This window comes from Herbidospora mongoliensis (assembly GCF_001570545.1).
Taxonomy (GTDB): Bacteria; Actinomycetota; Actinomycetes; order Streptosporangiales; family Streptosporangiaceae; genus Herbidospora; species Herbidospora mongoliensis.
Genome location: NZ_BBXD01000009.1, coordinates 152503 through 179161 on the forward strand (window position 1 = coordinate 152503; position 26659 = coordinate 179161).

Annotated in this window: 24 protein-coding genes and 1 pseudogene; 17 read left to right on the plus strand and 8 right to left on the minus strand. The window is 69.3% G+C overall.

The window, feature by feature from the left end; genetic code table 11:
- Nucleotides 1-77 precede the first annotated feature (77 nt).
- Entirely contained in the window at nucleotides 78-1796 is a 1719-nt protein-coding gene (locus AW272_RS05150; RefSeq protein WP_157518340.1) for a polymorphic toxin-type HINT domain-containing protein, read from the minus strand.
- Nucleotides 1797-1885: 89 nt separating this feature from the next.
- Between AW272_RS05150 and AW272_RS05155 the strand changes: the two genes are divergently transcribed.
- Complete coding sequence (locus AW272_RS05155) at nucleotides 1886-4156, plus strand: RHS repeat-associated core domain-containing protein (RefSeq protein WP_157518342.1); 2271 nt, start codon at nucleotides 1886-1888, stop codon at nucleotides 4154-4156.
- A 31-nt stretch (nucleotides 4157-4187) separates the two neighbouring features.
- Entirely contained in the window at nucleotides 4188-4607 is a 420-nt protein-coding gene (locus AW272_RS45945; RefSeq protein ID WP_369408717.1) for an SUKH-3 domain-containing protein, read from the plus strand.
- 201 nt (nucleotides 4608-4808) lie between these two features.
- Here AW272_RS45945 and AW272_RS05160 read toward each other — a convergent pair whose 3' ends face one another.
- On the minus strand, nucleotides 4809-6317 hold the full coding sequence (locus tag AW272_RS05160) for a TIM-barrel domain-containing protein (RefSeq protein ID WP_369408718.1): 1509 nt from the start codon (nucleotides 6315-6317) through the stop codon (nucleotides 4809-4811).
- A gap of 62 nt (nucleotides 6318-6379) precedes the next feature.
- Nucleotides 6380-7189, minus strand: coding sequence for an IS5 family transposase (locus AW272_RS05165; RefSeq protein ID WP_066362486.1), 810 nt, complete (start codon nucleotides 7187-7189; stop codon nucleotides 6380-6382).
- A gap of 487 nt (nucleotides 7190-7676) precedes the next feature.
- On the opposite strand from AW272_RS05165, the gene AW272_RS05170 reads away from it, so the two are divergent.
- From AW272_RS05170 to AW272_RS05180, 3 genes are all read left to right on the plus strand, one after another.
- Nucleotides 7677-8516 carry an IS5 family transposase gene (locus AW272_RS05170; protein ID WP_066362488.1) on the plus strand — a complete coding sequence of 280 codons (840 nt, stop codon included), beginning with the start codon at nucleotides 7677-7679 and terminating at the stop codon, nucleotides 8514-8516.
- 158 nt (nucleotides 8517-8674) lie between these two features.
- Nucleotides 8675-9331 (plus strand): DUF6444 domain-containing protein, encoded by a 657-nt coding sequence (locus AW272_RS05175; RefSeq protein ID WP_066361424.1) that lies wholly within the window; start codon nucleotides 8675-8677, stop codon nucleotides 9329-9331.
- Nucleotides 9312-9611 carry a hypothetical protein gene (locus AW272_RS05180; protein WP_066361425.1) on the plus strand — a complete coding sequence of 100 codons (300 nt, stop codon included), beginning with the start codon at nucleotides 9312-9314 and terminating at the stop codon, nucleotides 9609-9611. The genes AW272_RS05175 and AW272_RS05180 overlap by 20 nt, the downstream gene beginning before the upstream one ends.
- Nucleotides 9612-9782: 171 nt before the next feature.
- Here AW272_RS05180 and AW272_RS41800 read toward each other — a convergent pair.
- The 3 genes and pseudogenes from AW272_RS41800 to AW272_RS05190 all read right to left on the minus strand — a co-directional run.
- Nucleotides 9783-10064: pseudogene (locus AW272_RS41800) on the minus strand (IS1380 family transposase); the annotation flags it as partial.
- A gap of 394 nt (nucleotides 10065-10458) precedes the next feature.
- The gene (locus AW272_RS05185) at nucleotides 10459-10875 is read right to left on the minus strand and encodes a hypothetical protein (protein WP_066361427.1); all 417 of its coding nucleotides are present in this window, start codon (nucleotides 10873-10875) and stop codon (nucleotides 10459-10461) included.
- 368 nt (nucleotides 10876-11243) lie between these two features.
- Nucleotides 11244-11894, minus strand: a complete 651-nt coding sequence (locus AW272_RS05190) for a winged helix-turn-helix transcriptional regulator (protein WP_066361428.1) — start codon at nucleotides 11892-11894, stop codon at nucleotides 11244-11246.
- A gap of 76 nt (nucleotides 11895-11970) precedes the next feature.
- Here AW272_RS05190 and AW272_RS05195 point away from each other — a divergent pair, with 76 nt between their 5' ends.
- Nucleotides 11971-12492: a pyridoxamine 5'-phosphate oxidase family protein gene (locus tag AW272_RS05195; protein ID WP_066361429.1), complete on the plus strand. Its 522-nt coding sequence runs from the start codon at nucleotides 11971-11973 to the stop codon at nucleotides 12490-12492.
- Nucleotides 12493-12509: 17 nt separating this feature from the next.
- On the plus strand, nucleotides 12510-13094 hold the full coding sequence (locus AW272_RS05200) for a dihydrofolate reductase family protein (RefSeq protein WP_066361430.1): 585 nt from the start codon (nucleotides 12510-12512) through the stop codon (nucleotides 13092-13094).
- Nucleotides 13095-13529: 435 nt separating this feature from the next.
- Here AW272_RS05200 and AW272_RS05205 read toward each other — a convergent pair whose 3' ends face one another.
- Nucleotides 13530-14054, minus strand: coding sequence for a GNAT family N-acetyltransferase (locus tag AW272_RS05205; RefSeq protein WP_066361432.1), 525 nt, complete (start codon nucleotides 14052-14054; stop codon nucleotides 13530-13532).
- 376 nt (nucleotides 14055-14430) lie between these two features.
- A complete protein-coding gene (locus tag AW272_RS05210) occupies nucleotides 14431-15630 on the minus strand; it encodes an ROK family protein (RefSeq protein WP_083958125.1) in 1200 nt (399 codons plus the stop codon).
- Between the two features lie 80 nt (nucleotides 15631-15710).
- On the opposite strand from AW272_RS05210, the gene AW272_RS05215 reads away from it, so the two are divergent.
- The 10 genes from AW272_RS05215 to AW272_RS05255 all read left to right on the plus strand — a co-directional run bounded on the left by AW272_RS05215 (nucleotide 15711) and on the right by AW272_RS05255 (nucleotide 26655).
- On the plus strand, nucleotides 15711-16352 hold the full coding sequence (locus tag AW272_RS05215; protein WP_218010793.1) for an HAD-IA family hydrolase: 642 nt from the start codon (nucleotides 15711-15713) through the stop codon (nucleotides 16350-16352).
- Nucleotides 16345-17544 carry an MFS transporter gene (locus AW272_RS05220; protein ID WP_066361435.1) on the plus strand — a complete coding sequence of 400 codons (1200 nt, stop codon included), beginning with the start codon at nucleotides 16345-16347 and terminating at the stop codon, nucleotides 17542-17544. Before AW272_RS05215 ends, AW272_RS05220 begins: the two co-directional genes overlap by 8 nt.
- A gap of 144 nt (nucleotides 17545-17688) precedes the next feature.
- Nucleotides 17689-17934 (plus strand): transposase, encoded by a 246-nt coding sequence (locus AW272_RS45530; protein WP_066361436.1) that lies wholly within the window; start codon nucleotides 17689-17691, stop codon nucleotides 17932-17934.
- 37 nt (nucleotides 17935-17971) lie between these two features.
- Nucleotides 17972-18466 (plus strand): IS3 family transposase, encoded by a 495-nt coding sequence (locus AW272_RS40355; protein ID WP_169807492.1) that lies wholly within the window; start codon nucleotides 17972-17974, stop codon nucleotides 18464-18466.
- Nucleotides 18467-18531: 65 nt separating this feature from the next.
- Nucleotides 18532-20061, plus strand: coding sequence for a hypothetical protein (locus AW272_RS41805; RefSeq protein WP_157518346.1), 1530 nt, complete (start codon nucleotides 18532-18534; stop codon nucleotides 20059-20061).
- Nucleotides 20058-21869 (plus strand): TOMM precursor leader peptide-binding protein, encoded by a 1812-nt coding sequence (locus AW272_RS05235; RefSeq protein WP_066361439.1) that lies wholly within the window; start codon nucleotides 20058-20060, stop codon nucleotides 21867-21869. Before AW272_RS41805 ends, AW272_RS05235 begins: the two co-directional genes overlap by 4 nt.
- An 8-nt stretch (nucleotides 21870-21877) precedes the next feature.
- Complete coding sequence (locus AW272_RS41810) at nucleotides 21878-23365, plus strand: nitroreductase family protein (RefSeq protein ID WP_066361440.1); 1488 nt, start codon at nucleotides 21878-21880, stop codon at nucleotides 23363-23365.
- A gap of 17 nt (nucleotides 23366-23382) precedes the next feature.
- Nucleotides 23383-23556 carry a hypothetical protein gene (locus tag AW272_RS05245; protein WP_156046007.1) on the plus strand — a complete coding sequence of 58 codons (174 nt, stop codon included), beginning with the start codon at nucleotides 23383-23385 and terminating at the stop codon, nucleotides 23554-23556.
- A gap of 70 nt (nucleotides 23557-23626) precedes the next feature.
- Complete coding sequence (locus tag AW272_RS05250) at nucleotides 23627-25828, plus strand: lantibiotic dehydratase (protein ID WP_218010794.1); 2202 nt, start codon at nucleotides 23627-23629, stop codon at nucleotides 25826-25828.
- Nucleotides 25825-26655 (plus strand): lantibiotic dehydratase C-terminal domain-containing protein, encoded by an 831-nt coding sequence (locus AW272_RS05255; RefSeq protein WP_066361444.1) that lies wholly within the window; start codon nucleotides 25825-25827, stop codon nucleotides 26653-26655. The genes AW272_RS05250 and AW272_RS05255 overlap by 4 nt, the downstream gene beginning before the upstream one ends.
- Nucleotides 26656-26659 lie beyond the last annotated feature (4 nt).

Below are 26659 nucleotides of genomic sequence, written 5' to 3' on the forward strand. Positions count from 1 at the left end.
CCCCCTCCCGAGAATCCCCGTACGATTGGGCACCTGAGGCCACCGGCCCCGGGAGCGCCCCAACCGGAAGGTACGCATCAGTTTCCGAATCCACTGATGTAGATGGGCGTATCATCCGTGATGGCGGAATTCTGATCGTCGGCGCGCTTCAAGAGTTCCGCCCTCCGATGGTTTCCATTGCTCATCGTCTTTCCGCCCGTGTAAACGGCCATCATGTCCGGCCCTTGCGTGATCTGCGCAGCATCGATCAGTTCGTCATCGTCAAGATACCGCATGTTCTCAGCCTTGCCCTTGCTGAAGCTTCCGTCCGACTCTATTCGCCTCAAGTCGCCAACCTTGGAGTTCAGCTTCTTGACAGCCGGGGCGGGCGCCTCCTTCTTGCCGAAGATTCGCTTGATGAAGCCTGGCTTCTCCGCTGCGCAGTTGTGCGAGAGCACTGGAGCGGTGCCGACCATTACGTAGTAGGTGTGGAAGTCAGCGACCGTGAGATTGTGCACGCCGGCCTGCCCACGCCAGGTCGCCACTTCGTCGACCTTGACCAGGTCCCCATCGCTCGTAAGGAGTGGCGTGCCGGGCACGAGCTCGCCCGCCGCGAGCCATTTCTGCTGACTCGGCACCCAGAAAGGGTGTCCACTCGTGGCGATGAGGTCGTCTTCCTGCGCTCGCGGCCCCTGCTTCATCTGAGCCGCCGCCGGATCGGCCGTGACCTTGAGACGAACGAGGTCCTTCTCACCGTCTCCGGCGATGAGCGCCGTGACCGGTTTCGCCGCCGTCTCACCCGTCAGGGGCTCCGTGGCCAGGACATTGTCGCCGACCTGAATCTGCTCGATCGGCTTCTCCGCGCCGTCGGCCATGACGACCGTGGTCCCGGCGATGAAACTGTTCCCGACGGGGCAACTTCCGCTCGAACCACCCTTGAACTTGCCGCCGATGGTTCGTCCGATCGCCCCTGCGGCCTTGGACAAGAGCACGCCTCCGACCACCGAGGTCGCTGCGCCAGTGGCCATCGATCCGAGTGCGCCCATGAGGGACTGCTGTTCGGCTGGCGTGTCCATGGTGTAACTGACCAGACCGGCGACCGCTCCGCCCAGGGCCATACACCCGACGCTTCCGGCTCCCGCCGTCAGCGCGAGACATCCTCCTGTGGCGACGATGCCAGCGGCCGTGGACACGATCGTGCTCGCGTTGTCGGAGACCCAGTCGGTGACGGCCCCGAACCACCCGCCGTCGTCTTCCTCCGCCGGCTTCGGCTCTTCCTTCGGCTGCGGTTTGGGAGCGGGCGTCTTCTGCTGCTCCTTCTTCTTGTGCTCCTGGATGTTCTGCTCGCGCGTTTCCTCGCTCTTCTTGACCGACTGCTTCTGAGCGGGCGTCTTCTTGGTCCCGTTGCCGTTGTATTCCTTCTGGAACGTCGCGTTCGACTGACGGTTCCCGGCGTCGATGCCCAGACCCGTCACATCCGACAGACCGATCGGGTTGTTGCCCGCGTAGGAGAACGGATTGGCCCACTGGGGTTTGCGGAAGTCCAGCAACGGGTCGACCGAGATGAACTTGCCGATCGCCGGGTCGTAGTAGCGGGCCCCGATGTGGGTCAGCCCGGTCGATTCGTCCTCGATCTTGCCGAGGAATCCCAGGTCGGTGAACGGCAGGTCGTCGGCCCCGCGTCGCTGCCCGAAGGGCAGGTACCGTTCCCGGCTGATCGCCCCTCTGGTGTCGTCGATGGCCAGCTGCGCAGTCCCGTGCATGGCCGCTGCCATCCACTTCACACCCGACTGTCCGTTGATCCGCATCGCGACCATGGACCCGTCAGGACCGGTGTAGTACCGCTTCCCCGTCAATCCGGTCGAGGAGAGCTGGAGCCCCTGATTCACCCCAATACGCGGAGAAGGTGACGTCGACTGCGAGCTCTTCCCGCAGATCTGCCGCGACACCGCACACTCTGGGACTGCGGGAGAAGTTCGGCGACCTCGAAGATGCCATGGCGCAACCTGGTGACGCTCCTCACTACGACGTGATGGACCGGCCGCTGGGCTCCCGCCTGTCCCTGCCCGTCAGCGTGGGCCAGATCGGCCGGACCTTCGACTTCGCCACGACGTACAACGCGGGCGGCGCGGTCGCGACGACCACACTTCCGGCGGCCGGTGGGCTGCCAGCCGAGGTGCTGACGCCCGCGTACACGGACCTCGGGCTGCCCTACGGTCTGAGTTCCGACTTCGGCGGCGGCTTCACCTATGTGAAGTCGATCAACTACACGGCGATCGGGCAGCTTTACCAGCGGGCCTACGGTGGCAACGGGCAAGTCACCCGGACGTTGGCGTGGGACGACACGACCGGGCGAATCACCGGGGTGACGACGAAGTCGCGCGCCGACACGGCGACTCCGACGATGGCCCAGAATGACGCGTACACCTACGACGTGTCGGGGGAGATCAAGCGGATCGTCGACGAGGTGTCGGGCCAGGCGGAGTGCTACACCTACGACGACCTGCACCGTCTGTCGTCGGCGTGGACGACGACGGCCTCCACCTGCGCGGCCGGATCCGGCGACGGGCAGGGGGTCGACCCTTACTCCGAGGCTTACACCTACGATGCGATCGGGAACCTGACGACGCGTGCGCACGGCGGCCAGGTCGACACCTACGACGCCGGCGGGCAGCTGGCGGCGCGGATGGCCGGCGGCAAGGCCGGGACGTTCACGTGGAACGAACTGGGCGAACTGACCAAGGCGACGGTCGACGGCAAGGACACCTCGATGGTGTACGACGCCGACGGCAACCGCCTGCTGCGGCGTGACCCGGGCGGGGTGACGACGCTGTTCCTCGGGCCGATGGAGGTGCGGCTCTCCTCGGCCGGGTTGACGGGGAAGCGGTACTACACCGGGCCGGACGGGTCCATGGTCGCGATGCGGATCACCGGGCAGCCGGGCGTGAAGTGGATGGCAGCCGCCATGCACGGGACTGCGCAGCTGGCCATCGACGACACCAGAGGGGCGATCAGCCGGGAACGGTACCTGCCCTTCGGGCAGCGACGCGGGGCCGACGACCTGCCGTTCACCGACCTGGGATTCCTCGGCAAGATCGAGGACGAATCGACCGGGCTGACCCACATCGGGGCCCGCTACTACGACCCGGCGATCGGCAAGTTCATCTCGGTCGACCCGTTGCTGGACTTCCGCAAACCCCAGTGGGCCAATCCGTTCTCCTACGCGGGCAACAACCCGATCGGTCTGTCGGATGTGACGGGTCTGGGCATCGACGCCGGGAACCGTCAGTCGAACGCGACGTTCCAGAAGGAATACAACGGCAACGGGACCAAGAAGACGCCCGCTCAGAAGCAGTCGGTCAAGAAGAGCGAGGAAACGCGCGAGCAGAACATCCAGGAGCACAAGAAGAAGGAGCAGCAGAAGACGCCCGCTCCCAAACCGCAGCCGAAGGAAGAGCCGAAGCCGGCGGAGGAAGACGACGGCGGATGGTTTGGGGCCGTCACCGACTGGGTCTCCGACAACGCGAGCACGATCGTCGCCACCGCTGCTGGCATCGCCGCCACCACTGGATGTCTGGCGTTGACGGCGGGGGCGGGAAGCCTCGGATGCATGGCATTGGGCGGAGCGGTGGCCGGGTGGGTCGGCTACGCCATGGACACGCCAGCCGAACAGCAGACCCTGATGGGCGCGTTCGGATCAATGGCCACGGGCGCTGCCACGTCGGTGGTCGGCGGCGTGCTATTGTCCAAGGCCGCAGGGGCTATCGGTACTAAGCTCAAAGGTAATGCAATTGGTGCGGCCAAGACGCTTGCTGATAAAACGGCTTCCGTTCGCCCGTCCAGCACGAGACCGGTGGTAGCGGAGGCGATTGCACTCAAGAACGGTAAGGTAATCGCGCGAACCAGCGTCCGCGGCGAAGCACCTCAGTTGAATCCGAAAGTCAGCGCGGTCCTGGACGCTGTCCCCGCCGCTTCTCGTGGTGCTGGACACGGTAAATGCGGATTGGCGGTCTGTCTTTCGGACGCTTTGAATAACAAGATGAACCCGTCGGGTGCCGATGCCGCAGCAGTTCTGATTCGAGGAGACGTTGGGCATGCCAAACACGGACTTCCGGTCGGCCCTTGCGATAGTTGTAAGTATCTTGAGGCCCACTTCAAGCTGAACTTCCTGACATAACGAACAAGGAGTAAACCCGTTGGAATCTGAGGTGGAGCACATTCTGAGGAGGGCCGGATGGCAGCCGGGTCGACATGTGGACACATCGACTTGGCGCCACCTCCTGGAAAGTGATGGCTTCGTAATGCACGACGCCGCCGAAAGATTCCTGCGAGAGTTCGGCGGACTATCTGTGGGACATGGGGGCGCAGGCATCTCTCGCGCCCGAGAGCCATTCGAATTTGATCCACTGCTCGGAATGGGGGAAGATGACCGTTTCTCTGAGTGGGGTGAAGCGGTAGGGAAATCAATCTTCCCTATCGGCGAACTCGATCGGGGCAGATTCTTTCTCGGCATCGACGAGGTAGGGATGATCTACTTGGTAGCCGATTCGCTGGCTAGGTTTGGGGTAGGGCGCGTCGGAATAGAGTGTCTCGTGTTGGGTGTAGCACCAGAGATTATTTTTCCTTAACTCTGTCGTCGATGACGAGCTTGGGAGGTCGGTTCGATTTTATCTCGCCGAGCACTCATGGGCTGATCAATGCCCGTTGTATGAGAGACAACTGATGTCGACGCGATTTCGTTGCGCCGGCTGAGCAAGCTGGGGACGACCCCTGAAAGCCCGAGAGAAACAGCGCCCCGGCCAATGGCGAGGGCGCTGTGACCTGAATCGTCAGAACGAGCCTGAGGTCGTTCCTCCCGAACCGCTCGCCGGTGCGGTGAACACCGTGTTCCCGCCCGGTTCCCAGGCGTCTGCGGTGTTCGGGAAGTCGGCCTCCTGGCGCTTCACGCACTTCCATTCGACGGAGGCTCCAGGTGGCAGTTTGGAGATGGTCGCCGTCCACGTCGGATACGACGTCGGCGACAGCTTGACCGCGCTGGCCACCGACCACGCCCCGAGCTGCGGCACATTCCCCACCGCGTAGACCGACTGCCCGGCGGTGGTGGTCCCGTTTGCGCAACTGAACGTCAGGGCGGAAGGCGTCTGCCCGATCGTGAACGCAAACGTCTTCGCCGTCCCGACAGCAGTCGACGCCGACTTCGCGACGACCACGCCGCCGCCCGCGTTGTACCAGCCGCTCGACGCCGCGTCGAAAGCCGCCTTGGACGCGTGCTGCGTCAGCGCGGACCCGTTCAGCGTCACCCCGCCGGCCTGCGTGTCCGCCACCAGTTCCACCACGTTCGAGCGCGACGCCGGCGCTCCCGTGTAGGTCCCGGAAGAGGCCGCGACCGTCACGGTCGCCACCGACCCCGAAAGAGACTGACTCAACGCGGTCGTCCGCACCGAGCCCGACTTGTAGGCGGTCGAAGATCCGTCATCCTCGTAAAGGGTGAAAGAACTTGCGGTCGGCGATGCGTAGACCCGGGCGATCAGCTCGTTCCGGGTGGACGCGTCGGTGCGCTTCCCGAGAACATTCATGGTCTTGTCGTCCACGAACATCTTGGGAATGATCGCCCCGGCCCGAGCGAACGTCGGCAGCCGGAACTCGCCGTTCACCCACAAAGGACGGTCGTTGAACCACTGGCCGGTCGACACGAGCTTCTCGCCGGTCGCGTAGTCGTACCAGGTCCCGGCGGGCAGGTACATGTTCCGCGACCGCTCGTCCTCCCCAGCCACCACGCCGACCAGCAGGTCCTTGCCGATCAGCTTCTGGTGTCCCATCTCCCGGACCGCAGGATCGTTCTGGTAGTGGTAGACCAGCGGCGGAACCACCGGCTCCCCGGTCAGGTGGGCCCGGTGCGCCAGCGAGTAGTAGTAAGGCGTCAGCTCATACCGCCGCCGCAGGTTCCCCAGGTTGCTGGCCACGTCGCCGATCGAGTCGGGCGAGGTCGCCGCGCAGTTGCACAGGTTCTCGGTGTGCGGCCGCAGCGGCACCTCGAACCACGCGCCGTTGGCGAACCACTGCGTGTAGAGCTCGTTCAGGTCCGAGTCGAGCATCTCCCGCCGGAACCCGCCGATGTCCGAGCCGAAGTAGTCGATCCCCGACATGGACATGTGCATCTGGACGTTCTGCTGCTGCGCCAGCGCCGTCAGCTTCGACCCGATGTCGGCCGACCACATCGCCACGCCGTGCCGCTGCATCCCGCTCGCCCCGGACCGGGCGAGCATGAACGGCCGGGCAGGACTCCAGCCGTCCAGTCGGCGGCGTCGTACATCTCCGGTTCGCCCAGGTCCAGCCAGTGCCCGAGGATCCCCTGGCTGCTCAGAGGTTGTTTAATCCTGGGAGTTCCGATTAGTTCTGTTCAGGTGATTCGCCAGGTTGGTGTGCTTTCGCCGGTGAGGCGGCGGGACATGTTGTCGATCATCGCGAGGTGGATCATGGCCTCTGAGCTGGCGGGCAGTGTTTCGTAGTCGCGGGCCAGGCGGCGGTGGAACATCAGCCAGCCGAAGGTGCGCTCGATGGCCCAGCGTCGGGGTAGTGGGGTGAATCCTCTGGTGGCGGGCGGGCGTTGGACGATCTGCAGGTCGATGCCGGCGGTGGCGGCGTGTTCGACGAGATGGTGGCGATAGCCGCCGTCGGCCCAGGCCTTGACGATGGTGGGATGCCCGGCGGCGATGCGGTCGATGAGGGTGGTGGCGGCGGTGGAGTCCTGGACGCTGGCGGCGGCGACCAGGACCGCGAGCAGAAGTCCGAGGGTGTCGGTGACGATGTGGCGCTTGCGGCCGACGATCTTCTTGGCGGCGTCGATGCCCTGGCTGCCGGCGGGGACGTCGGTGGAGGTTTTCACGCTCTGGGCGTCGATGAGGCAGGCGGAGGGGTCGGGGGTGCAGTCCTCAGCGGTGCGGACCATGCGGCGCAGCAGGCCGCCCAGCTGGATGAAGACCTCGTCGTCGCGCCAGGCGGCGAAGTACCAGTAGACGGTGGCCCAGGGCGGGTAGTCGCGGGGCAGGTGACGCCAGGGGATGCCGGTGCGGTCGACGTACAGGATCGCGTTCAGGATGGCGCGCAGGGCGGTGGCCTGGCGCCGTTCGCGCCAGGCGGCCAGGACGGGTTCGACGAGATGCCACCGGGCGTCGGACAGGTCACTGGGATACTTCTGGTGTTCGTCCATGCGCAGGGCGTATCGCAGGTCTATGGCCCGGTGCATTCCCCCGGGAGGTCACACTAGCCAGTACCTCCGGCGGGACGAGGAACGAAAGAGACGCGAGAGGGCATCGCGGGTCCAGACAGGACCAAACACGCAAAAGATGGGCACATCTATCTCAGCGGCCCCAAGCGGGAATACAGGAACCATCAAAAATGCTTCACCCGAACTGCACTGAACAGCGAAACGGAGATATCGTCACGTATGCGGTTAACTCCCGTTTTCGCTGGTCGGAGCGGTTCGGGGGGAGCGTTTCCGATGGCGCCTGTACTCCCGCGAGGGGCCGCTGGGATGGATGCGGCCGTCTTTTGCGTGTTTGGTCCTGTCTGGACCCGCGATGCCCTCCCGCGTCCCTTCTGCTCGTCGACCTGCCGGAGGCATTGGCCGGCGTGACTCCACAATATGACTTCACGGGGGAATGTACCGGGCCATCGACCTGCGATACGCCCTGCGCATGGACGAACACCAGAAGTATCCCAGTGACCTGTCCGACGCCCGCTGGCACCTCGTCGAACCCGTCCTGGCCGCCTGGCGCGAACGGCGCCAGGCCACCGCCCTGGGCATCGGCCGCAGACCCGGCCACGACCTGCGGGCCATCCTGAACGCGATCCTGTACGTCGACCGGACCGGGATCCCCTGGCGTTACCTGCCCCGCGACTACCCGCCCTGGGCCACCGTCTACTGGTACTTCGCCGCCTGGCGCGACGATGAGGTCTTCGTCCAGCTGGGCGGCCTGCTGCGCCGCCTGGTCCGCACCGCCGAAGGCCGCGACGCCGAGCCTTCCGCCTGCCTCATCGACGCCCAGAGCGTGAAGACCTCCACCGACGTCCCGGTCACCGACCAGGGCGTGGACGCCGCCAAGAAGATCGTCGGCCGCAAGCGCCACATCGTCACCGACACCCTCGGACTTCTGCTCGCGGTCCTGGTCACCGCTGCCAGCGTTCAGGACTCCGCCGCCGGCACCACCCTCATCGACCACATCGCCGCCGAGCACCCCGCCATCTCCAAGGTCTGGGCCGACGGCGGCTACCGCCACCAGCTGGTCGAACACGCCGCCACCGTCGGCATCGACCTACAGATCGTCCAACGCCCGCCCGCCACCAGGGGATTCACCCCGCTACCCCGACGCTGGACGGTCGAGCGCACCTTCGGCTGGCTGATGTTCCACCGCCGCCTGGCCCGCGACTACGAAACCCTGCCCGCCAGCTCGGAGGCCATGATCCACCTCGCGATGATCGACAATATGTCCCGCCGCCTGACCGGCGAAAGCACACCAACCTGGCGAAACACCTGAACAGCACTAATCGGAACTCACAGGATTAAACAACCTCTAAGGTCCGTTCGGGAACTGCCGCGCTCGTAGCTATTCAGCTTGAGTCGGACGTGAGTGCCTGACTCGTGCCCGAGCGCCCGAGTTGATCACTATGGGGGTTGCCGGGATCATGAGGCTTCGTGTCCGAGTCGCCGTCTTTCGCCGCTGAACTGGTTGAGCTACGAGCGGGGCTGGCCGAGGCTCGGGTGGTGATCCGGGATCTCCGCGAGATCATCGAGGCGAAGGATGCCGCGCTGACCGCCAAGGACTTACAGGTCGCCGCGCTGCGGGCGACGAATGAGGCACAAGCCGAGCAACTGGTAACGCTGGCCGCTCGGGTGGAGGAGCTGGAACGCCAGAAGGGCCGCGGCTCGGGGAACTCCGGGAAGCCGCCGAGTTCGGATTCGATCTATACGAAGAAGACGGCGGCGCGGGATCGGTCGCAGCGAGAGCGCGGACGACGGAATCCCGGTAAACAGCCAGGTGAGCCGGGGACCACGATGAAGCTCATCGACAATGCGGACGTGCGGATCGAGTGTCCGCAGTCAGGTTGCGACGGGTGCGGGGCCGAGGAGGTGGCCACCGGGTGGACGGCCGCCGTCCGTGGCAAGGTCGCCGCGCTGCTGGCCGGGGGTGGGTTCGCCGAACACTTGCGTGAGCTGCTGCGGACGGCTCCGGCGTTGCATGTCGATGAGACTTTGGTGTGGGGCTCATCTCCTGCGCGACCTCAAGGACCTGTACGAGTTCGAGCCCAGGCCGCAGGCGTGGGCGGCCACGATGGCCGCGCTGCTGTGTGAGGCCAACGAGGCGGCCAAGACCGCTCGCGCCGCCGGTCAGGTCGCCCTGCCCGAGCCGGTGCTCGCTGACCTGCTCGCCCGCTATCGCGAGCTGGTCAGTCAGGGCTTCAGCGACAACCTGTACCGGCGTACGCGCGTCGCCGGGGACGCGGTCCGGCTCGACTCCTACCTGTCCACCGCAGCCAAGTGGGGCATCGACAAACTCGACGCTCTCAAGCAGTTGTTCACTACGGGACGCCCATGGCTCCCACCAGCGCTCACACCAGCCACGGCCACATGACCCCGTCGATCGATCTATCGGGCTGCCTCAGCCTGAATAGCTACGTCCAGGGGTTGCCGAGAAGCGCGTCATGAAGCGCGCGGGCAGCGTTTTGGCCGTTCTTGCGGACGGTGGAGATGCAGCCGCGGATGGCCAGGAAGACCTGAGCGCCTTTGATTGAGCCAGGGCGAGCCAGCGCCAATGCCGTGGCAGGTGGAGGGTGAGGTGGCCGCGTCCGTGCCGGGACAGGCGGGCGGGCACGGCTATCAGATTCCGGCGGAGCGTGGCACCGCGAGCCCTGGCATGGACGGAACCGGCCAGGCAGCCGGTCGCACGCAACAGGTTGTGCGTGATGGCAGCGCAGGTCAGCCAGGCGGCGTTCGCGGCGAAGCCGCCGGAGGGAAGGTGTGCGAGCGGGCCGTCGGCCAGGTCGGCGAGGACCTGCTCGACGATCGCGTGATCACGATGCTGCTGTTCGGCCTGGACCAGGTGGAACGGGCTGTCGGTGAACACCGCTCCATCGTCGTGCCGGTCCCATGCCCGCAGGGCCTGCACCGCCGCGCGGACCTTCGCTCTCGGGTGCCGTGGGAACGGGATGACCAGGTCCGCGTCAGAGGGGCCGCCGCTTTCGCCCAGGCCCTCGATCGATGCGGGACTGACCAGGTTGGGGCGGTAGTGGAGTACGGGGTCACCGCCCGCCCGCCTCACGCCGTGCGCGGTGCCCTGCTGCGCGTGCAGAAGGGGCGCCCAGGGTATCGACTGGAGGGCGATACCCTGGCCCGATCCGCCTCCTCGCGAAGAAGCAGTGCGTCGCTTGGAGCGGCCGTCTCGCCACGGCCACCTGGCAGAGCGGCTGGACCCGCTGCGACTAGAGCCGCTTCTCGTGCCAGGTGTAATAGAGGTAGGTGCTGCCGGGCCCGGTCATCGTGCCGTAGACCTGCCAGAAGCTGTTCGGGGCGAGCGAGAAGCGGAAGACCTTGTCACCGGGCTGGTCGTCCACGAAGGCGGTCTGTGTGCCGTTGTTCCAGATCCGCACTTCGATCGTGAACGTCGAGGTGTCCGGGATGTCGAGGCAGATCTCGTAGTCGTACGACCACGAGCCGCCGATGTTGTAGCTACGCCCGTCGATGGCCCCCCGCTCCATGTTGGTGGGGATATAGCTGTTGTACGCCCGCGTGTACCCGCCAGCCGAGCAGTCGACCGCGGAGGTGGCCGCGGACGCGGGATTGATGCCGGTGAGCATGGCGCCGATGACGCCGATGAGAACGAAGATGGTGCGCTTCATGCCTCTCCTCATCCGTGCAAGTGAGCCTCCAACCAATTAGTTGAAGACTGAACTGATTCTGATGAGGTCGCCGTAGTCGGACAAGGCCGGGCGGGGATTTCCACAGATTCGAGTCAAACGGGCCACGTTGAACTGCACTGATGAATCCGTTCTGCTTCTTTCGGCTGAACTTAGGCTGAAAGAAGCAGGTCAGGGGATTCAAAGGTGGCCGTCGCCTGGTGGTGAAGATCGCCCGTCGGTGCTCATCGAGCGCGGGAGGGTCACGGCGGCAAAGCGGTGGCGTCCTGGTCCGGCGGCATGCGCCGCAGGCTCGACCTGTCCATGACACTGGCCGGCTCACTCCCGGCGCACCGAGATCTTCGCAGGTCCTATCCGCGGGACAGGAGAAGGTCGGTGAGGCGCCGGCGGGCGGGCTCGTCGCCGGCGAGGTGCAGCAGGCCGGATCCGACCGCGTCGTCGACGGTGATGCGCCGTTCGCACACGTTCCGGAGGGTGTCGAGATCGGTGGTGAGTACGGCGTCGGGCGGTCCGGGCGGTGGTCGGCGGTCGATGAGCAGCGCGTTCTCGGTGACCTCGGTGACGTAGACGTCTTGGTCGATGCGGAGTTCGTAGTGGCCGCGGAGTTCGGCGGCGCGGGTCACGTCGAAGAGCGTTTTGACGCTGAGCAGCAGGGAGTCGATTCCGAGCGGGCGGTCGGGCGGCGAGGGAGCCTGGCTGCCCCAGCGGCCGAGCTGGAGCAGGATGGGCTCCAGCTCGCGGCCCCATTCGGTGAGTTCGTAGAGGTGGACCCGGGCCGGGGGCCCCAGGTCCACGCGCCGGACGACGCCGTGCTCGGCCAGGTCGCGCAGCCGCTGGCTCAGGACGTTGGGGCTCACACCGGGCAGGCCGGCGAGCAGGTCGCCGAAGCGCTTGGGGCCGAGCAGGAGGTCCCGCACCACCAGCACCGCCCACCGCTCGCCGATGACGTCGAAGCCACGGGCCAGACCGCACGAGTCCCCATAGCTACGTCTTCCGCTCATACCTCCAGGCTAGCGCCGATCCTCATTTAGGAGTAAAGCTTGTTTTTTAGGAGCAACCCACTTTACTTTGGGCCCCATGGGCCTTTCCGACCAAGAAGCGAGGCGGCTGCCGCAAGGTGACACGCGGCTGCTGGACACCCCCACCGCACAGAACCTGCTGACCAGTTCCCTGGTCGCCCGCCTGGCGTACCCCGGCAAGGACGGGACGCCGCGGTTGATCCCGGTGAACTTCCGGTGGACCGGAGAGGAGCTGGTGATCGGCGCGTTCGCCGGCAACTACAAGGTCCGGGACCTGCGGGCCCGTCCTGACGTCGCGGTCTGCGTCGACACCGCCGACGGTCTCCCGCAGGTGCTCATGCTCCGTGGCCGGGTCACGCTCGCCGAGGTCGACGGCGTCCTTCCCGAATACGCCGAGATGCAACGGTCGGCGATGGGCGAGGAGGCGGGCGCCGCATACGTGAAGGCGATCGACCGGCCAGGGTTGCGGATGGTCCGCATCGCCCTGCGACCGGCCTGGGCCGGCGTCCTTGACTTCCGGGAGCGGTTCCCCGAAAAGACGCCGCAACCCGTCATGGCCGCCCTCCGCGGCGACCGATGAATCCGAAGGAGACGCGGATGCGCAGAATCGTGGTCTCGATGTGGATCACCCTCGACGGCTTCGTCGCGGGCCCGCAGGACGAGATGGGCTGGCTGCTGGTCGACGAACGACTCCAGAAGTACGAGCAGGACCTGGTGGACACCGCCGGCGGCCTGCTGCTGGGCCGGGTCACCCACGGCGACTTCGCCGGACACTGGCCGAAAGCCGCCCAGAGTCCCGATCAACCCGATGAGGTGCTCGCCTACGCCCGGCGCCTCGACGCCCTGGAGAAGATCGTCGTCTCCGCCTCGGGTCGAACCGCGACGTGGCGGAACACCCGCAGGATCGACCGCGTCGAGGCCGATGAGATCGATGAACTCAAGCGCGGTTCCGGCGGGGACCTCGTGGTCTACGGCAGCCTAGGGGTGATCCGGTCCCTCGGCGATCTCGGGCTCGTCGACGAATTTCACCTCTTGGTGCACCCCGTGTTCCTCCGCCGGGGCAAGGCACTGTTCGACGACGGACGGGACCCCTTGGAACTGGAGCTGGTCTCCGCCGAACCCTTTCCCTCCGGCGTCGTGCTGATGAAATACCGTCCTGCGGGTGTCGCGTCTCTGTCATGAGGGTCCCAGTAGCCCGTACGACGAGTGCCGCGCCACTCGGGCGGATTCTTGACGACCACCGCCGACACGTCCGATGTGGTGAGCGTCCGCAGAATGCGAATGCCGGCGAGTTCCTGACGGAACCGCCACCATCGTTCCACATCTCCCCGGTCACGCCCGTGCACAGCGCCGCCACGGCGGCGGGAAGCCACCATTCAGGGCCCAACAGGGATCCGCAGTAGCCCGTGTGGGCGAACCTGTCCTACCCCACGGGACGGCGCCGGGCGCTCTGCTGTGAGCTCGCGTGACGAGGACGGTTCGGGGACGGACCGCACGCGGCTGAGCGGACGGCTGGAAGGGGAGACATGCGTACGCGGGGCGAGTGACCGTGAGTCCTCGTATTCCCCGCTGGTTACCGACCGCACGGGCACGCAACGGGCCCAGGGCAAGGATGGCTCAGTGACCGGCCGGAGGCGGATCGTTCCGCAGTCTGCTGTACATCCAGCCATCGCGCCACTGACCGGCGCGGAACTCCACCGCGCGTAGGACGCCCTCCAGTATGAAGCCGGCCTTCTCCAGCGACTTCTGTTCTGCGATGTTCTCCGGGTGGGTGGCCGCCTGGATGCGCTCGACGGGAGTGTGAGTGAACAGGTAGTCGCAGAGCATCGCCTGCGCGCGCCACCCGATGCCACGCCCACGCCAGTCCGGAAGCAGGGCGATCCCTATCTCCCAGTATCGCGAGACCCCGAACCCTCGGGACGACCAGCTCATGATGCCCGCGGCCGTGCCGTCGACCTCGACTATGACCCTGCTGTCATCGTCGCCCAGGTAGCCGTCGGTAGCGTAGCGCCGCGCCGGGGCCTGTGCGTCGCGGAACCCCGTCCAGTCGAGGCCGATCAATCCCGGCTCCGTGGCGAAACGCCGGAACATGGCGAGATCGTCCTCTGTCACCGGCCGCATTCGTACCTCATGCGGGCTCATCACGCCTCCTCCCCTGTGGTGCGTTCGTCCGCCAAGATCGCGTTGCTGGCCCGGACCCTACCTCGCCACATTTTGGGGCGCGGGAATGAGGCGTACAAGATCCCAGACAACGGCTCCAAACGCGACGAGAATCAGAATGCCCGGTGAGGGAAACGATGCTCTCGGCGATGAACCAGGGCGGGATTCCGGGCTGCCGGGAGGACACGCGGTAGGTCGGCCGCAACTCCGCAGCGCCCGATGCCTGCATAGCCCGGTCCCGGGAGGCAGGCTCACCGGGGACGTCTGGACGACCCACGCTGTGAGTGTGGAGCAGGTTCCACCCTGACCGGGACACCGGCGGGGTCCGGTGGAGCGTGGAGACCTGCAGGGCAGGTCGTCAGGAGCTGGTGATCCGGTTGGTGCGCCAGGTTCGCAGGCCCTCCGCGGTGAGAAAGGCGTCGAAGACCATTTCGGCGGTGCCGATGCGCGGTGCCGCAGCGCCGAGGCAGGACGACACGATCAGGGCCGGGCTCTGACGCCGGAACGCCATGAGCGCCTCCTCGCAACCCGCCGTCACGGTCTGGGGGGCCGCCTCGTAGAGCTGGGCCCCCAGACCGGACAGGGTCACGGCCTCGGGGTCGTGCGCGTTGACGAGGGCCCCGATCCCCCGGCCGAATGCCCGCGCGATCGTCTCGACCGCCCGGCCGCTCGCCGAGTCGCCGCCGGCCGCCTGGGCGATCAGCCGCTCGGCGTGGTCGAGCCGCCGGTCGACCGGGATGTCCTGGTCGAGGTGCCGGATCAGCGCGTTGGCCCCCACGTCGAGGTCCCAGCATCCGCGCTGACCGCAGGCGCACGCCTGGCCGGGGTCGCCCGCCAGGGGCAGGTGGCCGAACTCCCCCGCCATGCCGCGCGCTCCGGTCAGCGGACGTCCTCCGACGACGAGCGCCCCGCCGACGCCGAGGGAGACGTGCAGGTGCAGGCCGAGTCCGACGCCGCGCAGGGCGCCCCGCCGCGCCTCGGCGAGCGCCGCGAGAGTGGCGTCGTTGCCAAGCCGGACAAGGGGGTGGCCGTCGAGCCGCAGCAGGGAGACCAGGTCGACGTCGTGCCAGCCCAAATGGACCGCGTCCACGACGCGGCCGTCACGCACACTGGCCGGGACCGAGATGCCGATGCCCACCACCCGTCCGTCGAGCTCGGCCATGCGCCGCCGTAGCGCGCCGGACAGTTCGGCCAGCACGTCGGTGGCGAGCCCGGCGGTGTGGTGGCGGCATTCGAGCATCTCCGAGGCGCCGCCGAGCGCGGCGGCCGTGATGGACCAGGAGTCCTCCCGCAGGTCGGCGGCGAGCGCGATCGGCCCTCGCGGGTGGGGCCCGACCAGGTGGGTCGGCCGTCCGCGCGCCCGGTCGGCCAGCGGCCGTTCCAGGACCATCTCGGCGGCGGCCAGCTCGCCCATCAGGACGGTCGCGGTGCCCCGGGCCAGCCCGAGCTCGCGGGTGAGCTGGGAGCGGGTGAGCTCTCCTCCACCGGCGTGCACGGCGCGCAGCAGCCGGTTCAGGTTGTGGAGCCGCAGCTCGGTGCTGGTCGTGGGCGCGTGCACGCCTCCCATTGTGGCATCCATGATCCCCCGATTATGCTCTTGCCTAGAACAAAACATTCCCCCAATATGACGAGGTGCTCGTGCGCGACTTCTGTGCGGTGCTGTTCGACCTGGACGGAACACTGGTCGACTCCGACGCCGCAGTGGCCGGGGCTTGGGCGGCCTGGTCGGTCAAACGCGGCGTCGACCTGCAAGTGATCATGAAAGTCTCGCCGGGACGACCAGGGATCGAGACGATCGCCGAACTGGCCGTCGGCCTGACCTCCGCCGAAGTCGTCGCGGACTCCGAGGAGAACCTGCGTCTCGAGGAGGCCGACCTCGACGGCGTCACGGCGATGCCGGGAGCCGTCGACCTGCTCACCTCCTACGACGATCTCGGCGTCCGCTGGGGCATCGTGACCTCGAGTCCCCGCCCGCTGGCGCTGGCTCGGATAGGGGCCGCCCGGCTGCCGCAGCCCCCGGTCCTCGTGACCGCCGACGACATCGACCAGGGCAAGCCCGATCCGGCCTGCTACCTCCTGGGGGCGAAACTCCTGGGCGTCGACGCACGGCACTGCCTGGTGGTCGAGGACGCGACGGCGGGCGTCCGGTCCGGGCAGGCCGCAGGGATGGCGGTGGCGGGGGTGCGCGGTGTCGCGGGCGCCGACCTCGACCTCGCGAGCCTGCGGGACCTGACGACGGTCGCGGGCCGCTGTGCACACGAACACCGCGTCGATGCCTGAGCGATCCGCGGACTCCCGCGCCCGGGCGGCGCTGTCAGTGTTCTACGGGCTGGCCGGGGTGCTGAGCGCGTTGTGGGTGGCGACCCTGCCCGCGGTCGACGAGCGGCTCGACCTGGGTCCGGGCCGGATCGGCACGCTGCTGCTCCTGCTGGCGGTGGGCGCGCTCGCCACGATGCCGATCGCCGGCCGGGTGGCCGACCGGTGGGGCAGCCGCCGGCTGCTCCGGGTCGCCGCGCCGGTCTGCGCGTCAATGCTGTGCGGGGTGGCACTCGCGCCGTCCTACGGGGTTTTGGCCGTCGCCGTGGTGCCGTTCGGGGCCGCCACGGGCGCGGTCACCATCGCGCTGAACGTGCACGGCGTCGAGGTGGAGCGCGGCCTCGGCAAGCCCGTCATGGGAAGCCTGCACGGCGTGTGGAGCCTGGGCGGGGTGATCGGCGGCGCGGTGATCACGGCGGCCCTGGCGGCGGGCGCGGACGTGCGGACGTTGATGGTGTCCGTCGCGGTCGCGGTGATCGTGGTCTCGATAGTCCCCGGGCCTTTCCTGCTCACCGTGTCCACGTCCGGCCGAGAAGACGCCGAGAACGTCGGCGGTCCGGTCGTGCTGAGTGCCGGCATGATCGCGCTCATGGGCGGAGTGGTCTTCGCCGCGTATCTCAGCGAGGCGACCGCCACCGACTGGGCCGCCGTGCACGCCCGATGGGAACTCGCGGCCGAACCGGCCACCGCGTCCGTCGTCTACACCGCCTTCGCGGCGGCGATGACCGTGACCCGTTTCCTCGGCGACCCGCTGCGCGCCCGGCTCGGCCCCGCCCGGACCATGCGATTCGCCGGATCCGTCGCCTCCACCGGATACGCCCTCGTGCTGGCCGCCTCCTTCGCCGGTACGGGCGCCGTCGCCTGCGCGATCGCGGGCTGGAGCCTGGTCGGGGTCGGCATGGCAACGGTCGTCCCGGTGATCTTCAGTACGGTCGGGGCGATGGCGAGCCGCCCGGGACGAGCGCTGTCGGCGGTCACCACGATCAGCTTCGGCGGAGCCCTGATCGGGCCGGCGGTCATCGGATACGTCGCGGAGGTCGAGTCGCTCGGGACGGCGCTCCTCATTCCGGCCGTCTTCGCCGTTTTCGTGACCCTGGCCGGTCCCCCCGCAGTCCGCGCCGTGACCGGAGGCCTCTTTCGGCAGCGGAAATCATAGCCGTTCACGTGCGGCTGCATCTGACTGCCACCGAGCGGCCAATGATCCACAACCGAGGCACACGGCGGAGAAGCCGGGCTCTGGCCCCGCAAGGCGTCGCCATCCGATGGCGGCGATCCACATGGGGTTGCGCCTGCATGCACACTGACATCGCGCCGGGATGTCGCCCGCGATCTGGGCATCAGCGAGCAGACGATCTACGTCTGGCGCAAACAAAACCTGATCGACACCGGACGGCTCCCCGGAGCGACCACGACCGAGCAGTCCGAGTTGCTGGCCGCCCGCAAACGGATCCGGGAGCTGGAGACCGAACTGGCCGTCACCCATCGGGCGATCGAGCTGGTGCGAGAGGTGGTGCCCCCAGAAGACGGTTCGAAGCCATCGCGGTGATGGCCGATGAGGCCTGCCGGTCCAGGTCGCCTGCAGGGTGCTGAACGTCTCCGAATCGGGCTACTTCGCCTGGCGGAACCGGCCCCCGTCACCCCGGTCGCTGCGTCACGCGTGGCTGACCGAGCGGATCCGGCAGATCCACGCCGCCTCCCGCGGCGCCTACGGGTCGCGGCGCGTCCACGCCGAGCTCAAACTGGGCAGCGGCCTGATCGTCGCCTACCACACGGTCGAGATGCTGACGCAGCGCGAGGGCATCCGCGGCCTGCCCGGCAACCCACGAGGGCGCCGGCCGATCCAGCAGGTCCCCACCGCCGCCGGCGAAACACCCACAAACGACACGGCACATTCCGCTCCTGCCAACAGTCGGGGGCGAGGACAGGTAAAGGCCGCTTTGTCAATTCCTAGGCGCGCCAATTTCGGATATGTCATTTCCTCGGCTGAATGGACGGGCCGCGTTTCACCGGAAAGGCCACGTCGGGCAGTCGATGCTGATCATCCGGGGTCGAGGAAATGTCATACGCCTGAAATATAGGGCTTGTGAGGTAAATCGGTCGACGGTATTGTGAAGCTATGGGAGCGCTCCCACTAAATGTGGAGATGATTCGGCCCCGATTACGCCCCGACGTGCGGTGGGTCGAGTGCCCCGGAGGGGTTCACGTTCACGGGGATCACGGGGCGGCGACACTGCGCGGACCCCACGCGCTGGCCCTGCTGGAACGGCTGGCCCCACGCCTCGATGGGGCCCTGACCCTGGGCGAGCTGACCTCGGGCCTGCCCGAGGTCCAGCGCGACCTGGTCACCGGCTTGGTCGGACGGCTGGCCGAACTGCGGTTCGTCGTCGATGACGCCGGGGTTCCCGCTCACGGGTTGTCCGCCGAGGAGCTGGAGACCTACGCGGCCGAGATCGCCTTCGCCGGACACCCGGGGCGATTCGCCCCGGTGCGGAACTCGACGCTGCGCGTGACGGGGACCGGGGAGCTGGTCCCGGCGCTGGTCGAGTGTCTCCGGTCGGTGGGCTGGCGCGAGGTGGTGGTCTCCGGCGGGGACGTTCTGGTGCAGGTCAGCACCTCCCGGGAGGAACTGCTGGCCGGGGCGCTCGCCTGCCCCGCCGACGTGGTGCTCGCGCAGGTGCTGATCTGCGACGACGAGGCCTGGCTGACCTCCGCCGGACCGCCCGGGACCACCGACGCGGCTACCGGGTGGGGACGGCTGTCCCTCCGCGAAGGGACGCGGGGCGACTGGTTGCGCGGCGCGGTCCCCCACGTGCTGGCGTCCCAGGTGGCGCTGGGGGTCTTCTCTGCGGTGACGGGGCTCACGGAGGCGCGGCGCGCGTTCACACGCGTTGATCTGCGCAGCTTGGACACCACGATCCACCGTTTCGCGGGGCTGCACTGGGACCCGGCGGAGGTGTCCGGATCCGCCCACGCGTCGCGGATCCCGGCGGGCGGCGGGAACCGCGACGCCGGTGAGGGGAGCCCGGAGCTTCCGGATGCGGCGGGGTTCGACGGGCACGATGCCTCGATCGATGCGGGCGCTCGGGACCGGTTCTTCGTGCTCTGTCGTGATCTGGTGGACCCCCGGATGGGGGTGATCACGGTTCTCGACGAGGGTGTCTATCCGCAGGGGCCGCTCTCCGTCGTGCGGGCGCTGGTGGGTGATGGCGAGGTCGTCGGGTGGGGTGCGGATCACGACACGGCGCGGTTGCGGTGTCTGCTGGCGGTGTTCGCGATGGACTCCGGCGACGGTTTCGTCGGTGCGGGGCTGACCTGGGAGGACGCCGTCTCGGCGGCCCACCGGCAGCGGCTCGAGGCCGGGGCGGCGCGGGCGGAGGCGGGGGGCGAGGTGCCCGTGCCGCAGGACGGGCCGCTCTGGCGGCAGGTCGTGGCGTCCGGTGAGGTGCCGGTCGTCCGGGAGATCCCGGGCTCGGCGGTGTTGCGGTTCGAGGTGCCGGGCCGCCCGCCGATCGTGTCGCTCGGGTTGCGCGCCGGGCTGGAGCGGGTGTTGCTGCGGGCGCAGACCGGCCTCGAACCGCCCGTGCGGTGGGCGAGCGAGGGACATCCGATCGGCGGAACCGCCGTCTCGTCGCCCGTCGACGGGCCGGCGTTCGCGGCGCGGGTGACGTCGTGATCCCCCACGTGGTGGGGTCGGGGCGGCTCTTCGAGGCGATCAGGGCGCGGGTGCGGTCGGGTGACGTCGTCGTGGTCGCCAGCGACGCCGACGACATCGGGCGGCGGCGTTACGGCGTGCCGTGGTTGCCCGTGCACACCGAAGCGGGGCATGTCGTGATCGGTCCCACCGCCTTCCCCGGCAGGCCGGGCTGTCCCACCTGTGTGGCGCGGCGACGTGCCGGGAACCGGGAGCACTTCCTTGTACGTCTGCGCGACCGCCCCGCCCTCCTCACCTCCCTCGTGGCCGGGACGGTCGGCGAACTGGTGGCCGAAGAGGTCGAGAACCTGCTGGCCGACCCGTCGGCCGCGCTGACGAGCGGCGCGATGCTCCGGATGCCGGTCCGCACCGGCGCGCTGGAACGCCACCCGTTCCTGCCCGACCCGTTCTGCGAGGTCTGCGGCGACCGGCCGCCGGACGGGCCACGCCCGTTCGTCTTCACGCCGCAGCCGAAGGTGTCGGGTTTCCGGGTCGCCACCCTCGACCTCGCCGACCTGGAACGCCGCTACGTCGACCCGGAGACGGGCGTCGTGCGCTCAGTGGCCGCCGACGCACGGGACGGCGCGGTCGCCGTGGCACGGCTGAACCCCGCGCGGGCCGCCCACGAGAGCCATCACGGGTTCGGGCGGTGCGAGGACGTGCCCGCCGCGAAGGCGACCGCCGTCGCCGAGGCGCTCGAACGGCTGGCGGGGCTCTCGCCGCGCGGGCGCCGGACCACCGTCAGGGCCGCGTTCGACGACATCGCCGACCAGGCGCTCGACCCGCGCCGCCTGGGGTTGTATCCCGACGACTGGTACGACCGGCCCGGTTTCTGGTTCACCCGGTTCGACCCGGCGCGGGAGACCGCCTGGGTCTGGGGCCACTCGTTCCAGCGGAACGGGCCGGTGCTGGTGCCGGAGACGTTCGCCTACTTCGGCCCCCGGCCCGACCGGGGCTTCGCCTACGAGTGTTCCAACGGCTGCGCCCTCGGCGGGTCGCTCGCGGAGGCGATCCTCTACGGCCTGCTGGAGGTCGCCGAACGGGACGCCTTCCTGACCACCTGGTACGCCCGCCTCCCGCTCCCCCGGGTCGACCTGCGTTCGGCGCGCGACCGGCGCGTCCCGATGACCGCCCAGCGGATCGGCGACCGGCTCGGCTACGACGTCCACGCCCACGTGGTCACCCTCGAACAGGGATTGCCGGTCTTCTGGATCACCGCCGTCGACCGGTCGGGGCGGCCGGACCGGCCGAAGGCGATGTGCGGCGGCGCCGCCCACCTCGACCCCGAACGAGCCCTGCGCCGGGCCCTGGACGAGCTGGGCCCGATGCTCGCCAACCACGTCGCCCGTTATGACGAGAGCGAGGCGGCCCGGCTGATGGCCGACTCCGACGAGGTGCGCCTGCTGGAGCACCACCCGATGGTGTACGGGCACCCCAAAGCGTACGAGCGGCTGGAATTCCTGTCCGACGGCGCCGAGCTCACGGTCGGCGAACTGCCGGAGTGGCCGGCCCACGACGACCTGGCCGACGACCTGCGTGACCTGGTGGCCCGGTTCCTGATCAGCGGCATGGACGTGATCGCCGTCGACACCACCTCGCCCGAGGCGGCGGCGGGCGGATTCGCCTGCGCGAAGGTGATCGTGCCGGGGGCGGTGCCGATGACGTTCGGCCACCACCACCGGCGGGTGCACGGGCTCCCCCGCCTGCTGACGCGGGGCCGCGCGCTCGGCTACCTCGACCGCGACCTCGCGGTGGGCGATCTCAGCCCCCACCCGCACCCGTTCCCGTGAGGCGCGCGATGGACGCGGCGGCACGTTACGTGGCGGCGATGGCGGATCGCGGGCCGCTCGACATCCGGTGGGACCTGGCGCCGCTCCGGCACAAACGCCATCCGTCGGCCGAATGGGTCGAACCCCCGCACCCGCTGGGCGCGCTGCTGCGGGGCATGCTCGGCATCACCCGCGTGATCTGGCGGCACACGGACGCGGGCCCGATGGCGATCCCGGGCCGTCCGGCGCCCTCCGGGGGCGGCCTGTACCCGATCGAGGCCTATGTCGCTCACCCCGACGGGCTGTTCCACTACGACCCGGTCCACGAGGTCCTGGAGGTGCTGCGCCCGGGTGACCACGGCCCGGCGCGGATCTGCCTGACCGCGGTCTTCTGGCGGTCCATGTTCAAGTACGGCGACTACGGCTACCGCCTGATCTGCCAGGAGATCGGCGTGCTGCGCACCCAGGCGGAGGTGGTCGCCGCCACCCTGGGCCTGACCGTCACCCCCGGCGACCCCGACAACGCCCTCCTCGGGCTGGACGAAACCCGCGAATCCCTCCTGGCCGTCCTGCACGTGACACCAACCGAGCACGTGACGCCGAACGGACAGGCGTTGCCGCACCCACGAACCAGGTCCCGGGACCGGTGTTCTCCGCCGGCGCCCGCTGACGGCGCGCGGATGTCCGACGACCTTCCGCAGGAGATCCGGCCCCTCCCCAGGCCGCTTCCGCCGGAGGCCCGGCCTCTCCCCCGACCGCTTCCTCCCGGCGTGGCCCGCGACCTGCATCAGACCGCGGACGCTGCCGCGCGGGCGAGGCGTCCGGACCCATCCGCGCGCGGCGTCAGGGGAGTTCCCGCCGGTCCGGGTCGCGACCGTCTGTCGGCGACCGCCGAAGCGGAAGCGGACCCGGCCTGGGCCACCGGACCGGCCGACGTGGTGGATCTCCGCGACGGTCTGCGCAGGCGCCACTCCCCCGTCGACGGTTTCCGCCCGGCGCCCATCCCGCTGACGACGCTCGTCGCGATGGCAGGCATGGCCACCTGCCCCGGCCTGGACCTCTACCTGCTGGCCCTGCGCGTCGACGGCCTGCCGAAAGCCGCCTACCAATACGACGGCGACCTCCGGCGGGTCCACGCCGCACCGCTGGAATCCCTCGGTTCAGGGCCCCTCATCGCCAACACCCGGGAGGCCCTGAAGACGGCCGCCGCAATGATCGTCCTCGTGGGTGACCCCCTGGCGGGCACCGCGCGCGACCACCGTGACCAGCTCGTGGAGATCGGCGCGTCGCTGCAGCGGGCGACGCTGGCCGCCGCCGCGCTGGGTCTCACCTCCCGCATCCACTCCGACGGCGCCGGCGAGGCGACCGACCGCGTCCTGGGCCTGACGGGCCCGGCGCGGAGCCTGTCGTCCCTGCTCGTCGGGGTCCCCAGGTCCCGGGGGCCAGACCTGGTCCTCCGGTTCCCCGATCCGCGGGAAGGAGGTCCGAAGGCACGTCCGGAACACACAGATCAGTGAAAGAGAAGGAGAACGTCATGGACAAGCTCCCCCTTGACCTGTCCGGCCTGGAGGTCGAGGCGATCGACGTCCTGTCGGCCGACTCGATCGTGATGGAGGGCCACGGCGCCATCGAGACGGGCGCCTCGTCAGCGATGGGCTACTGCTCGTCGTACATGCAGGCGAACAGCTGCTGGGCGCCGGAGGCGTAGCAGGCCTCCGCCAAAACGCCGAGGGCGCCCACGGCACGGGCGCCCTCGGTCACGGGATGAAGGAGTGTCCTTGACGCAAACAGGGTCGCGAACAGCGGCTCAGCCCGCCGACCGAGATTACGTCGTGGCGCCGATCTTCGCCATCCGGGTGGCCGGGCTGCCCGCCGACGGGTTGCGGCGGTTGCGGTGCGAGCGCACGTGGCGGCTCGTCGACGAGTTGCTCGACGTCGCCCGCACGCTGGCGGACGAGGGCCGGGCGATGTCCGGCCCCCTGCACGAGGTGATCGGCACGGGTGTGTTCAAGCCGGTCCTGGTGGCGCTGCGCCGCGACCTCTTCCGGGGCCGCCGCCCGGACCGGCGGGCGACGGCGCCGCAGGTGCTCGCCGTCCTCCCCGACGAGCTGCGGGTACGGCTCCTCGCCTGGACCGTCCTCAAGGACCGCCACGACGCGCTGGCAGCCGGCCTGCCCACCGTCTACGAGGCTGAACAGCGGGAGAAGGCCGAGCTCCTGCGCGTGCTGGCCGCGGACGCGACCTTCCGCCGGGGGCTCGAACTCGGCAGCCCGATCCTGGCCGCACGCACGTCCCCGTCGCGCCAGGAGGCGGTCAAACTCGCCCGCTACCTGGCCCGCGCCACCATGAAGACCAGCCCCTACGCGACATTCGCGTGGAGCGGTTTCGGCACCTGGACCGACGAAGGACCCATGGCCGCCCCGCCCGCCGACCTGACGTGGCGGGAGGTCGTCGACCTCGACCGCGCCGTGTTGCGCCCGCTCTGGGTGACGTTGTCGCGGCACGCGGAGGCCGCGGAGACGCGGGTGAACCCGACCGCGTTCGAGGAGGACGGCCGCATCTGGTTCCTCGGCCCGACCGCGACGGAACCGCTGCTCAGCGTGCCCGCGACCGAGCCGGTGAAAGCGGCGCTCGCGGAACCGGCCAGGGCACTGGCGGACATCGGGCTGGTGGAGCTCGTGCCGCCGTACGGCGAACACGACGACGACCCGCTGACCAAGCTGGGCGTCGAGGAGGACGCGAAGGCGATCCGCGACCTGCTCGCCCCCAGGGAGATCCCGGAGCGGAACCTGTTCTGGCACAACGCCGTCATCCCCGGCGACGCGGGCCGGTGCGGCCGGGAGGCGTGGCGCCCGGCGCTCGACGACCTGAACCGGCTGCGGAAGGGGCTGGCCCTGTTCGACGGCGACCTCCCGGTGAAACTGGCCGCCGCCGAGTTCTTCCTGAGCCGGTACGGCCCCGGGGCCGCCGTCCCCGTCATGAGCTTCTACCGCGCCGTCCACAGTGAGCCTGGCCCGCTGCGCGACCTGGTCCGCGATCCCTTCGCGGCCGGTCCCGGCCACGCTGACCTGCGCGAACGGTTCCTGCGGACCGGCGAGCCCCCCGACGACGACCGGTTCCGCGCCCCGGGTTCGATCTGCGTCTACGCCCAGGCGCTCCCGGAGGGCCGCCTGGTCGTCAACACCGTCACCGCCGGGTACGGCAAGGGGCTGTCCCGGCTCCACCACCAGCTGAACCGGATCGGCCACGCTCCGGACGCCTCGGCCTTGCGGGCCCCGCAACGCGACACCAGGATCGCCGAGGTCACGGGCGCCCTCGGCAGCGGCCTGAACCTCCGCACCACCACGGCCGATGTGACGATCGACTACCCGTACACGACGGGTGGAGGTCTGCACCCCTCGGCGTTGACGGTGCGGCTCGACGGTTCCCGGCTGGCGTTGTGGGCCGACGGCGGGAAGGTGCGCCCGATGCACCTGGGCATGACCGCCCAGCACTGGTTGCCGCCGTGGTTGCAGTTCCTGGTCAGGGTCTTCGGCGAACCGTCGGTCGCGATGGTGCCCGGATGGGTGCTGCGCCCCGGCCCGGTGCCGCCGCGCGGCCGGATCGACCACCTGCCCCGCCTCGACCTGGGCGTGGTCACGCTGGCGCGCGAGTGCTGGCGGCTGCGCGCCGCCGACTTCCCCTCGGGCGGCCCGCCCGCGCTGGCTTCGTGGCTGCGCGACCACGGCATGCCGCGGCGTTTCTTCGCCCGGGTCCTGGACCTGCGCGACGGCCTGCTCGCGGGCCTGCTCGGCAAACACCGCAAGCCCATGTACGTCGACGTCACCGACCCTTTCCTGCTCGCCGGCCTGCGCCACGCGGCCGGGAATCCCGACGCCCTGATGGTCGTCGAGGAGACCCTGCCCGCCCCCGAGGACGCCCCCGTCTACCCCGGCGGCCCGCGCGTCACCGAGTACGTCATCCAGGTGAGCGCCCCGTGACGTCCTGGGAGAGCGCCCACCTGTTCCACACCGGCGACCTCGACGACCTGATCCGCGCCGTCGTCACCCCGCTGGCCCGGTCGGCGACGGCCTGCTTCTACCTGCGCTACTGGGAGTCGGGCCCCCACGTGCGGCTGCGCCTGAAAGGGGTGCCCCGCGACGAGATCAGGGACCGGGCCGCCCGGTGGTTCGCCGACCACCCGTCACCCGCCGTCGACGCCCCGGCCTACCGGCGGCTGGCGGCCGTGCTCGCGCGAGGGGAACGCCGAGAGAGTTACGACCCGGCCCTCCACCCGGCCGGCAGCGTGGTCTTCATCCCGTACGAGCCGGAAGAGCGCGTCTACGGAGACATGCCCGCCGCCGAACGGCATTTCGGCGTCTCCAGCTCCCTCGCACTCGACGTCCTCCACGGCGCGCCCGCGATGGAACGCAGGACCGCCGTCGGCCTGGCCGTGCTCACGCTGACGATGGCCGCCTGCCAGCCCGACCTCGCCGAAGCGGCCCGCCGCCTGCCCCCGCCCGACCCCGGCGACCTCCCGGCCGCGCTGGTCAGCCAGACCGAACGCCTCTGGCGCCTGAAGGACGGCCCCGGCCTGCTCGGCGCCTGGGCCGCCTCGATCAACGACCTGGCCGCGAGCCTCCCGGCGACGACCGGCGACGCGGGCTCCGCCCACGCCCACCTGGCCGTCATCGGCGACGACGCACAACGGGCCCGCGTGCTGCTGCGCTGCGCCCACCTGTTCCACAACCGGATCGGCCTGCGCCCCGGCCCGGAATCACACGTCTCGACTCTCGCGGCCCGCGCGCTGGCCGCGTTGCGAAGGTGACCGC